19 protein-coding genes are annotated in these 12,861 nt (G+C 42.5%); 6 read left to right on the forward strand and 13 right to left on the reverse strand.

What is annotated here, in order from left to right:
* Positions 1 to 1,153: 1,153 nt before the first annotated feature.
* From GN112_RS08785 to GN112_RS08805, 5 genes are all read right to left on the reverse strand, one after another.
* Complete coding sequence (locus tag GN112_RS08785; protein ID WP_197743296.1) at positions 1,154 to 1,540, reverse strand: PIN domain-containing protein; 387 nt, start codon at positions 1,538 to 1,540, stop codon at positions 1,154 to 1,156.
* Positions 1,541 to 1,907: 367 nt separating this feature from the next.
* Entirely contained in the window at positions 1,908 to 2,345 is a 438-nt protein-coding gene (gene mntA / locus GN112_RS08790) for a type VII toxin-antitoxin system MntA family adenylyltransferase antitoxin (RefSeq protein WP_155309860.1), read from the reverse strand.
* A 552-nt stretch (positions 2,346 to 2,897) separates the two neighbouring features.
* On the reverse strand, positions 2,898 to 3,176 hold the full coding sequence (locus GN112_RS08795) for an AbrB/MazE/SpoVT family DNA-binding domain-containing protein (protein WP_155309861.1): 279 nt from the start codon (positions 3,174 to 3,176) through the stop codon (positions 2,898 to 2,900).
* Positions 3,177 to 3,734: 558 nt separating this feature from the next.
* Complete coding sequence (locus GN112_RS08800) at positions 3,735 to 4,154, reverse strand: GxxExxY protein (RefSeq protein WP_197743297.1); 420 nt, start codon at positions 4,152 to 4,154, stop codon at positions 3,735 to 3,737.
* A 1,380-nt stretch (positions 4,155 to 5,534) separates the two neighbouring features.
* Complete coding sequence (locus tag GN112_RS08805; protein ID WP_155309862.1) at positions 5,535 to 5,768, reverse strand: DUF433 domain-containing protein; 234 nt, start codon at positions 5,766 to 5,768, stop codon at positions 5,535 to 5,537.
* A gap of 193 nt (positions 5,769 to 5,961) precedes the next feature.
* On the opposite strand from GN112_RS08805, the gene GN112_RS08810 reads away from it, so the two are divergent.
* From GN112_RS08810 to GN112_RS08825, 4 genes are all read left to right on the forward strand, one after another.
* Entirely contained in the window at positions 5,962 to 6,234 is a 273-nt protein-coding gene (locus GN112_RS08810) for a type II toxin-antitoxin system TacA family antitoxin (RefSeq protein WP_155309863.1), read from the forward strand.
* Positions 6,234 to 6,728 (forward strand): GNAT family N-acetyltransferase, encoded by a 495-nt coding sequence (locus tag GN112_RS08815; RefSeq protein WP_155309864.1) that lies wholly within the window; start codon positions 6,234 to 6,236, stop codon positions 6,726 to 6,728. Before GN112_RS08810 ends, GN112_RS08815 begins: the two co-directional genes overlap by 1 nt.
* Positions 6,729 to 7,647: 919 nt before the next feature.
* Positions 7,648 to 7,917: a type II toxin-antitoxin system Phd/YefM family antitoxin gene (locus GN112_RS08820; RefSeq protein WP_155309865.1), complete on the forward strand. Its 270-nt coding sequence runs from the start codon at positions 7,648 to 7,650 to the stop codon at positions 7,915 to 7,917.
* Positions 7,914 to 8,198, forward strand: coding sequence for a type II toxin-antitoxin system RelE family toxin (locus GN112_RS08825; RefSeq protein ID WP_155309866.1), 285 nt, complete (start codon positions 7,914 to 7,916; stop codon positions 8,196 to 8,198). Before GN112_RS08820 ends, GN112_RS08825 begins: the two co-directional genes overlap by 4 nt.
* 315 nt (positions 8,199 to 8,513) lie before the next feature.
* Here the strand turns inward: GN112_RS08825 and GN112_RS35205 are convergent, their stop codons facing one another.
* From GN112_RS35205 to GN112_RS34815, 6 genes are all read right to left on the reverse strand, one after another.
* Positions 8,514 to 8,876 (reverse strand): type II toxin-antitoxin system prevent-host-death family antitoxin, encoded by a 363-nt coding sequence (locus tag GN112_RS35205; RefSeq protein WP_414736119.1) that lies wholly within the window; start codon positions 8,874 to 8,876, stop codon positions 8,514 to 8,516.
* Positions 8,877 to 9,304: 428 nt separating this feature from the next.
* Positions 9,305 to 9,526 (reverse strand): antitoxin, encoded by a 222-nt coding sequence (locus tag GN112_RS08835; protein WP_155309867.1) that lies wholly within the window; start codon positions 9,524 to 9,526, stop codon positions 9,305 to 9,307.
* Between the two features lie 120 nt (positions 9,527 to 9,646).
* A complete protein-coding gene (locus GN112_RS08840; RefSeq protein ID WP_155309868.1) occupies positions 9,647 to 9,814 on the reverse strand; it encodes a hypothetical protein in 168 nt (55 codons plus the stop codon).
* Positions 9,815 to 9,988: 174 nt separating this feature from the next.
* Entirely contained in the window at positions 9,989 to 10,231 is a 243-nt protein-coding gene (locus tag GN112_RS08845) for a type II toxin-antitoxin system HicB family antitoxin (protein WP_155309869.1), read from the reverse strand.
* A 13-nt stretch (positions 10,232 to 10,244) separates the two neighbouring features.
* Positions 10,245 to 10,436, reverse strand: coding sequence for a type II toxin-antitoxin system HicA family toxin (locus GN112_RS08850; protein WP_155309870.1), 192 nt, complete (start codon positions 10,434 to 10,436; stop codon positions 10,245 to 10,247).
* Between the two features lie 853 nt (positions 10,437 to 11,289).
* Complete coding sequence (locus GN112_RS34815) at positions 11,290 to 11,424, reverse strand: hypothetical protein (RefSeq protein ID WP_269434898.1); 135 nt, start codon at positions 11,422 to 11,424, stop codon at positions 11,290 to 11,292.
* Positions 11,425 to 11,589: 165 nt separating this feature from the next.
* Between GN112_RS34815 and GN112_RS35210 the strand changes: the two genes are divergently transcribed.
* Positions 11,590 to 11,850: a type II toxin-antitoxin system RelE family toxin gene (locus tag GN112_RS35210; protein ID WP_155309871.1), complete on the forward strand. Its 261-nt coding sequence runs from the start codon at positions 11,590 to 11,592 to the stop codon at positions 11,848 to 11,850.
* A gap of 3 nt (positions 11,851 to 11,853) precedes the next feature.
* On the forward strand, positions 11,854 to 12,204 hold the full coding sequence (locus GN112_RS08860) for a helix-turn-helix domain-containing protein (protein ID WP_155309872.1): 351 nt from the start codon (positions 11,854 to 11,856) through the stop codon (positions 12,202 to 12,204).
* A gap of 152 nt (positions 12,205 to 12,356) precedes the next feature.
* Here GN112_RS08860 and GN112_RS08865 read toward each other — a convergent pair whose 3' ends face one another.
* Together GN112_RS08865 and GN112_RS08870 are read right to left on the reverse strand one after the other, a co-directional pair.
* Positions 12,357 to 12,524 (reverse strand): HEPN domain-containing protein, encoded by a 168-nt coding sequence (locus GN112_RS08865; RefSeq protein ID WP_155309873.1) that lies wholly within the window; start codon positions 12,522 to 12,524, stop codon positions 12,357 to 12,359.
* Positions 12,525 to 12,542: 18 nt separating this feature from the next.
* Positions 12,543 to 12,728 (reverse strand): hypothetical protein, encoded by a 186-nt coding sequence (locus GN112_RS08870; protein ID WP_155309874.1) that lies wholly within the window; start codon positions 12,726 to 12,728, stop codon positions 12,543 to 12,545.
* Between the last annotated feature and the right edge of the window lie 133 nt (positions 12,729 to 12,861).

The following is a 12,861-nucleotide window of genomic DNA, read 5'->3' on the forward strand; positions in this document are numbered from 1 at the left end:
CCTATTTGATCTGTCAGCCAAATCATCTGTGTCTGTCTGTGTGGGTCGGTGGCTAATTCTTTCACCGCCCGCTTTCGCTTGAGACGCTGAGTTCTCAGAGAATTAGATTTCCTATGATGGATGGGTGTCGATTTTATCTTTTTCTCTCGCCCACTTCGTTCGAGTACGCGGAGGCGCAGAGTGGGTTTGATTCCTGAGGGGGAAATCAAATAGAATAGGTAGTTCTATCGATTTTATTGTTTTTTGGCGAAGCCAACCATATCTGGTCTCTCTGTGGGCTCTGCGGCTCTGTGAGAGATAATTTGTTTCTCGCCCGCTTCGCTCGAGGCCACAGAGACGCGGAGGGGATTGATTTCTGAAGGGCGAAATCAAACGATACGGTTTTCTATCTGCTTTTAGATCTTTCGGGCGCAGCCCGTTAAATCCTGATCTTTCTCTCTGTGATCTCTGCGACTCTGCGAGAGATAATTTGTTTCTCGCCCGCTTCGCTCGAGTACACAAAGACGCGGAGGGGTTTGATTCCTGAAGGACGAAATCAATCTAAAACGGATGAAAGCCGATTTCTATGGGCATAGCCTAACTACCTATTCATTCTCTGTGTGTGCTCTGCGACTCTGCGAGAAACAGCAATTATAAATTTTTAGTTTTGAATTTTGAATTTTGAATTATAAGCGAATTAAAAACCTCAAATCAAAATTAATAATTCATCATTTAGAATTTTTCTTTCACCGCCCGCTTCGCTTGAGATGCAAAGTCTGCGAAGTGGTTTGATTTCCCTGACGGGAACGAAAAAAGCGTCGGCGAAGCAAACCCTATATCTTTTCTTTGCGTTCGTTGCGACTCTGCGGTGATATTTTTTGCTGTATCCGCGTGTATCTGTGAAAAACCGTGTGCTATTACTGTTTTTTTTGGGGACACGGATGAACGCGGATTAACACGGATTTGGTATTCAGTTTCTCAACTTCGTTGAGTTGAAAAATTCAACTGCTTTATCAGTGTTTATCTGTGAAGATCCGTGTGCTATTGTCTTTCGAGTTAAGAATTGGTTTTTTGGCGAAGCCCACTTAAATGCTTTCTCTCTGTCTACTCTGCGTCTCTGCGAGAGACTACTTTTTTATCTCGCCTGCTTACGCTCGGGACGGAGAAATCGTGTTCAAATCGTATATGGGATTTCCACAAAAGCATGCTTGGAAGGATCAAAATCTTTGGTATTTCTGGTTGTTAAAAGAGTATTATGGTTTATTGACAATGCCGCTTGAAATGCATCCGGCAACTTCCAGCGATACTCCCTGCGCATTTGCGCAGCGAGATCCGCAATCGCTTTATCGATGCTGAATATGTTGTATTGATTAAGAAAAGATTTCACCAAATCCAGCTTTTCTTTTTCCACACCAACCAGGATTTCCGCCCACGTAATAACAGAAATCGATGTCTTTTCTGGATTGATTCCCAAGAGAAATTGTGTGGCCGCATCAATACCATTCAGGTGGTCGATGATTATCACTGAATCGAGCAACCGTTCGATCATCTGTCGTGCCATTCCGATCGTAGATTCTCTTGATATTTCAATCCATCCCCTTTACGCCATACATGCCGCGTCGTTGCAATGAGGGTTTTGTATGTATCCTTTTCGGCTAATTGCTTTAACCGGCGAATTCCCTGCCTGACCGCCTCAGCTGTGGAGATGTTGTGTGCTTTGCTGTAGCTTTCGAGCCAAATCTTATCTTCAGGCGCTATGGTAATGATTATTCTTTGACCTCCCATGTGCACCTCCCTTGGAGTTCGATCGTGATATATAGTCCTATATATCACATCACACTTTATGGGGCAAGGGAGCTAAAGGGAAACCTTGCATTTGGAATGTATACTCTTCCAGTTCACTCAATTTTCGGAGAATGAGGGTTTCATCAACCATGATAAAACCGCCTTTTTAGGATTGTCGATTCCAATCGATGGTAATCAAAATATTTTCGCATGATCAACGAAGAATGCGCATGCCTTACAAATGGTTGTTTGTCTACCAGCAAGCAATTGTTCTTAATCACATTCATACTGAGCGGAAGCGATGACTGGTTCAATATGATCAAATCGATCTCATCGGTATTCAAGATGTCGGTCAAATCCTCCAGGATATCCAGTTTTGCATCGATGCAATCAACGCCTTCATCAAGGTAAACAGCAATATCGACATCGCTCAGTGGCTTTGCATCGCTTTTCGCCAATCCGCCGAACAAGTATGCAAAAATTACGTCCTTTCTTTTTTCCAGATACTGGCTGGCGGACTTGATACGATCCGAAATATCTTTTGGTAATTTTGAATGTCTGATCATTGTTTTTTTTGCCACGGACTCACACGGACAGGGTTAAAAGAGCCTTCGGCTGGAAAAGCTTTTGATGGGACACGGATTAACGCGGATGAACACGGATAAGGCGTAAAAGGGTCAGCTTAGCTGAATTTAAAAGACAATCTTTATCCGCGTGCATCTGTGTAAATCCGCGTACGATTAGGTTTTTATAGGACACGGATGAACGCGGATGAACGCGGATCGGGGGTTAAAGTTTTCAGCTTCGCTGTTTTTAAAAGACAATCTTTATCCGCGTTTATCTGTGTAAATCCGTGTACAATTAGGTTTTATGGGAGTCTCGAATGAGAATGTCATGGGTACCGATGGTTCTAAAAACAACAGTCTTTTCATCATCATAATGAAACGTGAATCGATACTTCATGGTAACCGATCCTTCCCATCGATTTTGAACACCTTGTATTCTTTTTATTCTGAGGGATGGGTGAAGGCTGTCCGCAAGAAACAAATTCAACTTCTCTTTGAACGCATTTTGAATGTCCTGGGGAAGCTTTTTATATTGTTTCTTGAAAGTGTTACTGAAACGATAGGTGCCTATTCGTCCAGCCACTTCACGCCTTCTTCAGCGGTTTGAAACTCTGGTGAACACCTGCCTGCCTCTATCTCTCTCTCGGCCTCTGTCTCGTTTTTTTGCCAATCCTCCGTCCAGTACCATCCCTGGGAGGGATCGATGAGCTTGCGTGGCCTTAACACGACATGGCCACTTTCGACATCTACCTCAACGTAATCGCCTGGAATAATTTTTAGGTCGTTCATCACCTTTTTGGGAATCCGAATCTGCCCTTGGGGGCTGATTTTCATGACCGTAGGCATGCCCGCCTCCTGTTACAATTAAACCTTTAAACAAAAAATAAACCGTCACTAAATTGATGTCAAGTTTTATTATCGGGGTAAATCCGCGTACGATTACGTTTTTATGGAACACGGATGAACGCTGATGAACACGGATAAGGCGTTAAATTTTCAGCTTCGCTGATTATCTCACCGCCCGCTTCGCTTGAGACGCGGAGGGCGCTGAGGTTTGGGCTTTCCCTGACGGAAAAAAGAAACGTCGGCGAAGCCAACTGTATACTGTTTTTCTTTGCGTTCTTTGCGACTTTGCGTGAGGCTATTCAATGTTCATTGAGTTGCTTGTGTTTGTTGGGTTTATTAAGTGGCTATGGGCCGGAGGCTATTGGCTTTAATTTTTTGCCACGGACACACACTGACACACACGGACCGTTTTCAAAACAGCCTACGGCTGAAAAAGCTTTTAATGGGACACGGATAAACGCGGATGAACACGGATAAGGGCATGAAAGGGTCAGCTTCGCTGATAAAAAAACAAGGCTTGATCTTGATCCGCGTGTATTTGTGTAAATCCGTGTCCGATTACTTTTTGCTGTTACTGAACACTTTCCGAGTCAATTCCGGTTTTGGCCCAAAGTTAATCAGAAGGCCGACTTCCTTGTCCGTGGCTTTCAGGTAATTAAGCAACTGTGCTTCATCTTCTGTCCCAAGGTGTTTCTTTGCCTTGATTTCAACGATCACTTTCCCATCAACGATCAGGTCTGCGAAATATTGTCCAACAATCTGGTCAGAATAGATTACATCGATGGGTGACTGCTGTAACGCAGAAAGGCCCTCCTTCTTAAATTCGATCATCATTGCATTCTCGTATACTTTTTCCAGAAATCCATATCCCAACGCATTGTAGACCCGGTAAAAAACTTTGATGATCTCTTCGGTGAGCGCTTGATGTTTCATATTTATGGGACACGGATGAACGCGGATGAACACGGATAAAGGCATGAAAGGGTCAGCTTCGCTGATAAAAAATAAAATTTGATCCGCGTGTATCTGTGTAAATCCGTGTCCTATTACTTTTTGCTGTTACTGAACACTTTCCGGGTCAATTCCGGTTTTGGCCCAAAGTTAATCAGAAGGCCGACTTCCTTATCCCAACGCATTGTAGACCCGGTAAAAAACTTTGATGATCTCTTCGGTGAGCGCTTGATGTTTCATATTTATGGGACACGGATGAACGCGGATGAACACGGATAAAGGCATGAAAGGGTCAGCTTCGCTGATAAAAAATAAAATTTGATCCGCGTGTATCTGTGTAAATCCGTGTCCTATTACTTTTTGCTGTTACTGAACACTTTCCGAGTCAATTCCGGTTTTGGCCCAAAGTTAATCAGAAGGCCGACTTCCTTGTCCCAACGCATTGTAGACCCGGTAAAAAACTTTGATGATCTCTTCGGTGAGCGCTTGATGTTTCATATTTATGGGACACGGATGAACACGGATAAAGGCATGAAAGGGTCAGCTTCGCTGATAAAAAATAAAATTTGATCCGCGTGTATCTGTGTAAATCCGTGTCCTATTACTTTTTGCTGTTACTGAACACTTTCCGAGTCAATTCCGGTTTTGGCCCAAAGTTAATCAGAAGGCCGACTTCCTTGTCCCAACGCATTGTAGACCCGGTAAAAAACTTTGATGATCTCTTCGGTGAGCGCTTGATGTTTCATATTTATGGGACACGGATGAACGCGGATGAACACGGATAAGGGCATGAAAGGGTCAGCTTCGCTGATAAAAAATAAAATTTGATCCGCGTGTATCTGTGTAAATCCGTGTCCGATTACTTTTTGCTGTTACTGAACACTTTCCGAGTCAATTCCGGTTTTGGCCCAAAGTTAATCAGAAGGCCGACTTCCTTGTCCCAACGCATTGTAGACCCGGTAAAAAACTTTGATGATCTCTTCGGTGAGCGCTTGATGTTTCATATTTATGGGACACGGATGAACGCGGATGAACACGGATAAGGGCATGAAAGGGTCAGCTTCGCTGATAAAAAATAAAATTTGATCCGCGTGTATCTGTGTAAATCCGTGTCCGATTACTTTTTGCTGTTACTGAACACTTTCCGAGTCAATTCCGGTTTTGGCCCAAAGTTAATCAGAAGGCCGACTTCCTTGTCCCAACGCATTGTAGACCCGGTAAAAAACTTTGATGATCTCTTCGGTGAGCGCTTGATGTTTCATATTTATGGGACACGGATGAACGCGGATGGACACGGATTGGGTGTAAACGATCAGCTTCGCTGATAAAAAACAAGGCTTGATCTGCGTGTATCCGCGAAAATCCGCGTACGATTTATTTTTTTCCCGACCTTTTCAGCGATGCGGATTAAGCTGCCGCCAGTGGAATTGTTTGACTATCAAGATTTCTTGCGGCAAATTCAAGCGCCTGACGGATGTCTTCATCGTCAAGCTCAGGATATTCGGTAAAGAGTTCCGCTCTGTCAGGGTATAAAGCAACAGCTTCGACAACCCTTCGGACTGTCAATCTGAGCTCTCGAATACAGGGTTGACCATTCATCACCGCTGAATCGACAGTAATTCGGTCTAATTTTCTTCCCATTATTACCTCCTGGGCATACACAGATCTAATTTTGAATTCTTAGTTTTTAATTTTAAAATCAAGGTCCAATACGCCGCTTACCTTTACCAGGTCGCTTCCTGTGTGAGCGGTTACAAATAATGTTGCCAAAATGGCACCACAATCGTATAGTAACAATAAAGCTTAAAAAAAATAATTTAAAAAGGAATCCAAAATGAAAGCAGAAGCTAAAACCTCTCGTGTCTCAGCTAGGGTAACGCCAAGTGTTTATAGCACGTTAACAGAAGCATCTGAAATCTCAGGGGCTACTTTGAATCAATTTTTGGTTCAAGCAGCTCTGGAAAAAGCACATGCAATAATTGAGCATGAAAACAAAATCAAGTTGAATAGACAATCCGCAGATCATCTGTTTGAAATAATAGAAAATCCACCAAAGAAGAATACAAAATTAGCTAATGCAATAAAAAGGTGCAAACAGGATCTGTAATGCTAAAGATCAAGCTTTTGGATAAATCGCATGAAAGAGCTCAATTTGATTGCGGAAATCCAGCCTTAAACTTTTACCTACAAAGAACAGCGAGACAGCATATTTCAAAAGGAATGTCTCGTACATTTGTGCTCGTAAATGGTGATAATCCAAGAGTTATCCTTGGTTTTTATACCTTGTCGATATGTGAAATTGAAACAGACTATTTGCCAAAAGAAATTGCTAAAAAATACCCAGATCAAGTCCCTGCAGTCAAACTGGCAAGACTTGCTGTTTCGATAAAACACCAGCACAAAAAGTTTGGTCATTATCTGATCGGTAGCGCAGTTGAAAAAGTCATCCTGATTTCAGAAAATGTCGGAATTATTGGCTTGTTTGTTGATGCCAAAGATGGTCACGCAAAAGAATACTATGAGCAATTTGGTTTTATTTCCCTTCAAGGGAATCCTCTTTTCCTTTTTCTCCCAATGCAAACCCTTAATAAATACAAATAGTACGGATGAACGTGGGTGGACACAGATAGGGCGTGAATATAGTCAGCTATCGCTGAGGAAAAACTACAACACGTAATTTATCTGACCGCAGGTCATAACCGTTGCTGTCCTTGAATCCGTGGCAATCTGTGCAAATCCGTGTACTGTTTATTTTATGGGACACGGATGAACGCGGATTAACGAAGATAGAGCGTAAACTTTATCAGCTTCGCTGAATTTAAAACTATAATTTCTTTATCCGCATGCATCCGCGAAAATCCGCGTACAATTAGTTTTTTTATGGGACACGGATAGATGCGGATGAACACGGATCGGGCGTAAACGTTTTCAGCTTTGCTGATTTGAAAAGGCTATCTTTATCCGCGTGTATCTGTGTAAATCCGTGTCCGATTTGTTTTTTTTCTGACCTTCTCTTCATCTCTGCGAGATTGATTCTTGTCTGTGTTCGTCTGTGTGGGTCGGTGGCTAATTTTCACCGCCCGCTTTCGCTCGAGACGCGGAGTTCGCTGAGGTTTGGGCTTTCCCTGACGGGAAGAAGAAAACTTTGGCAAAGCCAACAAAATCTTGATCTTTTCTCTGCGACTCTGCGGTGATGACCTTGTTTGTTGATTGTTGTATGTTAGGGGTTGATTAATCTGTGGTTAATTTTGGAATTATGGAAAATTATGCTTATAATTATTCCCATATAATGCTGATTGACAATTCAATATAATCAGACTATTGTAATTATAATTATTAAATTCGTTAACTAGTGCTCGTCCAGAAATAGGCAAATTTGGTCAAGATCAAGGCGCCCGAACAATTTTACCGGAGGCATATGGTTGATATTCCGAGGATTAAATTTGTCGAGCAACGACGATATCGGGCAAATTGGCCATTTATGGATGGATACGAAGGAAATTCTGAAAGGTAACACATCATGCAATCTTCGGACTATATTTCAGCAACCACTCTTTCCAAAAAAACATCCGCCACCTTAGACACCCTCGCAAATGGGGACAAAGATAAAGTAATCGTACTAAAAAACAATGCTCCGAAAGCGGTGCTTCTTTCCATGGAATGCTACGAGGCAATGCAACAGGAAATGGAAGACCTCAGACTCACGGCTCTTGCACTTGCCCGTCTGGATAGCTTTGATCCAAAGAAAGCCTTGTCCCATGATTATATGAAGGGAAAATTCGGCGCATGACATGGAAAATCATTTATCATCATGACGTTGAAGATGATCTTGAAATCATTGGACCGTCTGCTGCACGTCGCATCATCAAGGCGATAGACACAAAACTGTCTTTGCAGCCACTGCAATTTGGCGCCTCATTGTCAGGAAATCTGGCTGACTTTAGAAAACTGCGCGTTGGTGATTATCGCGTTGTTTATCAAGTTCAGGAACAATGTATCGTTGTATATGTTCTGGCTGTCGGCCCCCGAAGAGATAAGGAAATTTATAGGTTGGCAGCCAAACGAAAATAGCTGGCTCCGCCGCCTAGGTTCCATAGCCCGTTCGTTGGTTGAGTTTGATAATTGGCTATGGGCCAGAGGCGATCGGCTTTATTTTTTTGCCACAGACACACGCGGACTAACACGGACAGGTTTATCGGCAGCCTACGGCTGGAAAAGCTTTTTATGGGACGCGGATGAACACGGATCGGTCGTAAATAAATTTTGGCGAAGCCAACGGTTTACTGTTTTTCTTTGCGGCTTTGCGTGAGGCTATTGCCATCACGTTTTGATTAGGCACCGGTTTAACTGCTTCAGAAATAACGTTAGTATCCAAAAGATATTTGATCAAAACGCATCAACCGTCCTTCCGGGAGACCGATCCCTCAGACCTTCAAAATCGCTATCTGAAATTTCCAGTTCCCCTGTCTGTTTGCGGAAATTGATTAAAGCGTTCCAAAATCCAATATTTTGATGCAATAATTTTTCGTATTCCTTGATCGACAGCAATACAGCCACAGGTCGCCCGCGCCTTGTCAACTTTACCGATTTAAAGGATCTACAACATTCAAAATTGAAAAACCATCCGTGTGTATCCGCGAAAATCCGCGTACGATTTTTTTCCTGACCTTCTCTGCATCTCTGCGAGATTGATTTTGGTCTGTGTTCGTCTGTGTGTGTCGGTGGCCAACTTTTTTTTGCCACGGACACACACAGACAGATTTTTATTCAGCCTACGGCTGGAAAAACTTTTGATAGGACACGGATGAACGCGGATAAGGTGTCAAAGGTTCAGCTTCGCTGATTATCTCACCGCCCGCTTCGCTTGAGACGCGGAGTTCACGGAGGTTTAGGCTTTCCCTGACGGGAAGAAGAAAATGTTGACAAAGTCAACTGGATGCTGTTTTTCTTTGCGGCTTTGCGTGAGGCTATTCAATGTTCGTTGAGTTTATTGGGTTTAAAAACTGTTCAGCGAGAATCGCGGGAAACGCTGGAAACGATAGAAAGAAGCTGATGTAGCTGATCTTTATACCGATTCACCCTCTGCAACCCAATTCTCGATTTTTAACCTTTTGACTCGGCTGAATTCCCGCTGGTTGTTGGTAACCAATATCAGTTTCAAACTTAAAGCATGAAGATCATAATGATTCACGCTCTTGCATTGATGGTTGACAACGGCCATCCGCCATGAAATCGTCTGAAATTTCAGTCAACAATTCAAACACCTTTGCCAGGTTCTGTGGTTTGCGTTTTAAAACAATTTCATCACCACGGCGGAAAATGTGGACTTCCTTGACATCATTTAGAGATTCTGTGTGATGGAGACGCGGAGCCATTTTGCTTTTTTGTTTTTTGTTCATGTCGCTTTATGGTTTGAAGTTTACAGATAATTAAAGTTCGCTTTTTGGATCGCGCTGTTGATTTTTCGGCGCTTGAACTCGAATGCAGCCAGTTGTTTCCTTGCATCCGCCACATCGAAATCAGGGCTGGGTGTGACGCCGTTTCTCCCCTTCGTCCCGGCGAAATCCAAAGCGGTCACGGTTTTGCTTGGATTCCGGAAGGCAATCCTTCAAGGTCTTAATCCGGCCGTCATATTCGCCCCGAAGTTCCAGCGCTTCATATAAATACAATTTTTTGTTTGATGACATATCCGATCCCCTCTTAGAGCCTGTTTGATAAATCCGTCTAAGGCCCGCTAACGGCGTTGGAAAGTGTCTCAAAATGCTCACATATTACCTATATGCTCCGCTTTTGAGCCACTTTCCGTCTTGTTATCGAGCCTGATCCAGACTTCTCAAACAGGCTCTTACACACCGGTTTACTTAAGCAGCATCCTGTTTTTCGTTTTCAATAATTATTTTTGGATCAGGATTTTGCGGAGGGACTGAAAGGTTCTGCATTTTTAACAATATTACATGTTCTCTCATTCCCCATTTTGCCTTGTATATGCAATCCTCAACGGAGTGACCAATTCCTGAAAACCCCTCAAGATCAGGTGAATAAAAACCAAAATAATCAGGTTCTTCCGTTGCCTCAATAATTAAGGAATAAGGTAAGTCAATCATCTTATATACCTCCCTATCGTTTCTTAATACCGGCAGCTTTTAAAATAGAATGGCAGGTACCAGTTGGAACTTCTTTTGTACCGTGATAGTCAATGCGAATCAATCGATCACACTTTGATTTACTATAATATCGAATGGACCCTTTTTCTTTCAATATTTTGAATCCGTTTTTCTCAAGTAATTTGACGAGTTCACTAAATTTCATGTGATTATTGTCTCATTTTTCTGACAGGATTGACAAGATTTATCTGTGATGCTTCCGCTATTCAAAGCTTCCAATCTATGCCTATCGCACATGACCTATTTGATCTGTCAGCCAAATCATCTGTGTCTGTCTGTGTGGGTCGGTGGCTAATTCTTTCACCGCCCGCTTTCGCTTGAGACGCTGAGGTCGCAGAGGGTCTTAATTGCCCTGCCGGGAAGCAATAAACTTTGGCGAAGCCAACCAAATCCTGTTCTTTCCTTTGCGTACTTTGCGGCTTTCCGTGAGGCCAATCATTGTTTGTTCCATTTATTCAGGCCTGTTTTCTTTTGGGTCTGGGTTAATGCTATTTTAAGCACTAAGTAAGAAAGCGTCAATAATTGAATCTTACATTGGTGTTGTCTGTGAAATCCTTGTAGTTTTTTGTTGGACACGAATGAACACGGAAAGCTGATTAATTTTGAATTTTGAATTTTAAGTTTTAAGTTTTAAGTTTTGAACTCAATTCAAATTAGACACCTTCATTTAAAATTCATAATTCATCATTAAGAATTGGTTTTTTGGAGAAGCCCTCTGAAACACGATCTCTCTGCGATCTCTGCGACTCTGCGAGAGATAATTTGTTTCTCGCCCGCTTCGCTCGAGGCCGCAGAGACGCGGAGGGATTTGATTTCTGAGAGGGAAATCAAATGAATATTACCGGTTATAACTCCTTCTTGGCGAAGCCAACGGTAAATTGTATCCGCTCTTTCGATCCTCCGCCTGACGCCTGACGCCTATCGGTTCTTCCCTTTAGAAATTCTGTGTGGTGGAGACGCGGAGCCATTTTGCTTTGTTGTTTTTTGTTCGTGTCGCTTTATGGTTTGAAGATATAATCTTTTGTTTGATGACATATCCCCCCCCTATAGCCTGCTTTTACCCTATAGTTGCATATTTTCTGCTCGTTCTTCAGGGCAATCGCATGTAGCTTGATTTCTTTTTTCGCGGTCATGGACCACTCCTACAGCTTCCTGCAAATGCGTCAATTCACAGCTTTTGCTGCAGGAAATGACATAGTCTGCGACAATGGTTCCCGATATTTTGTTTACATGCGATTGCCCTGGCTCGTGCTTTTCCTGCCATTGACAAATATAGCCTTTTGGGCTATATTTTATGAATGTATAAACTCAAATATAGGCGAAGCGCGAGAAATTATATTGCGCGTCTCCCATTAAAATCAAAAACTGCCATAGTCGAAAAATTACATGATCTGGCTGAAAACCCGGATAATCCAGACCTTGACACTGCGGTGTTAAAAGGTCGGATCGGCTGGCGACTCAGGGTGGGAAAATATCGTATCATATTCACTCGGCATGATGATGTCTTAACCATTGAAATAGTAAAGGTACGACCACGTGGAGATATTTATAAAGGATAAATCATGGAATACCAAACCATTAAAGAAAATGGAAAAATTAAATTCATCGTATTGCCAATAGACGAGTTCAACCGTTTAATGGAAAAATATGAAATCGATGCTGACATTGAAGCGGTCCGTTCATCGGCGACCGAGCCGGTCTATGACCGGGAGGAAGCCGAAGGTTATATTTTTTTGAACCCTGTAAAAAGGGAACGCCTTGAAAGAGGTTGGACGCAGGCTGAACTTGCCCGCAGAATGAATGTAAGGCAATCTACCATCGCCAAATGGGAACGTGAAAACGCAGTGTATAGAAAAGCAACACGTAAAAAGTTTGCGGAGATCTTTGGTATTGAAGAATCCAGTTTTATGTAAGATGCCTACATTCGTATGCATGGTGACGTGAAAAAACAGAAGCCAGGAGAAGTCAGAATTTAAAATGAACATCGAACGACCAGGACGATTAGGCATCAAGGGTTCAAGGGGCCGAGGGAAAACAAACTAACATCGAAAATATATTTCTTCTCCTAAACACCAATAATCGCTTTCACTGCTTGTATTATTTTTTCTGCATTTTCGATACATAATTTGGCATCATCTTCCAGATAAGCTTCCTCAGGTGTCAATTCCGGGAGTCCGTTGGGATACCGTGTTGTAATGTAGAATCGGTCAAGTTGAACGGCACATTTTTCCAGTGTTTTTAATTTTTCTTTTCAACACTCATAGACGACCTCACCCTTTTCGATGATTCGTTTGATGAAAAACCGATGGGCAATCTTTTCCAATTCATCGGAGGGATATATCAGCATATCCACGGACCGGTCCGCGAGTACCTGTTGGATCTCTTCATATTCATCATACCGATCAAAAAAACGCTTATCGGTTTCGATTATAATCATCAAATCCACACGGATGAACACGGATGAACACGGATAGTGCGTAAATATAGCATTCAAGATAATGTTTTTGGGCTGCGTTATCGGTCGTCGCGGTATGATTTATACAGCTTCCTTCCTCTGGCCTTGCCAAAAA

The organism is Desulfosarcina ovata subsp. ovata (assembly GCF_009689005.1).
In the GTDB taxonomy this organism is placed as follows: domain Bacteria; phylum Desulfobacterota; class Desulfobacteria; order Desulfobacterales; family Desulfosarcinaceae; genus Desulfosarcina; species Desulfosarcina ovata.

Coding starts and splice junctions, on each gene's coding strand:
- GN112_RS08870 (WP_155309874.1), bottom strand. CDS start 12,728: ATGATTATAATCGAAACCGATAAGCGTTTTTTTGATCGGTATGATGAA.
- GN112_RS08845 (WP_155309869.1), bottom strand. CDS start 10,231: ATGATTGACTTACCTTATTCCTTAATTATTGAGGCAACGGAAGAACCT.
- GN112_RS08835 (WP_155309867.1), bottom strand. CDS start 9,526: ATGAACAAAAAACAAAAAAGCAAAATGGCTCCGCGTCTCCATCACACA.
- GN112_RS08810 (WP_155309863.1), top strand. CDS start 5,962: ATGAAAGCAGAAGCTAAAACCTCTCGTGTCTCAGCTAGGGTAACGCCA.
- GN112_RS08850 (WP_155309870.1), bottom strand. CDS start 10,436: ATGAAATTTAGTGAACTCGTCAAATTACTTGAGAAAAACGGATTCAAA.
- GN112_RS08860 (WP_155309872.1), top strand. CDS start 11,854: ATGGAATACCAAACCATTAAAGAAAATGGAAAAATTAAATTCATCGTA.
- GN112_RS35210 (WP_155309871.1), top strand. CDS start 11,590: ATGTATAAACTCAAATATAGGCGAAGCGCGAGAAATTATATTGCGCGT.
- GN112_RS08805 (WP_155309862.1), bottom strand. CDS start 5,768: ATGGGAAGAAAATTAGACCGAATTACTGTCGATTCAGCGGTGATGAAT.
- GN112_RS08825 (WP_155309866.1), top strand. CDS start 7,914: ATGACATGGAAAATCATTTATCATCATGACGTTGAAGATGATCTTGAA.
- GN112_RS08800 (WP_197743297.1), bottom strand. CDS start 4,154: ATGCCTTTATCCGTGTTCATCCGCGTTCATCCGTGTCCCATAAATATG.
- GN112_RS08840 (WP_155309868.1), bottom strand. CDS start 9,814: ATGTCATCAAACAAAAAATTGTATTTATATGAAGCGCTGGAACTTCGG.
- GN112_RS08795 (WP_155309861.1), bottom strand. CDS start 3,176: ATGCCTACGGTCATGAAAATCAGCCCCCAAGGGCAGATTCGGATTCCC.
- GN112_RS34815 (WP_269434898.1), bottom strand. CDS start 11,424: ATGACCGCGAAAAAAGAAATCAAGCTACATGCGATTGCCCTGAAGAAC.
- GN112_RS08820 (WP_155309865.1), top strand. CDS start 7,648: ATGCAATCTTCGGACTATATTTCAGCAACCACTCTTTCCAAAAAAACA.
- GN112_RS08815 (WP_155309864.1), top strand. CDS start 6,234: ATGCTAAAGATCAAGCTTTTGGATAAATCGCATGAAAGAGCTCAATTT.
- GN112_RS08785 (WP_197743296.1), bottom strand. CDS start 1,540: ATGGCACGACAGATGATCGAACGGTTGCTCGATTCAGTGATAATCATC.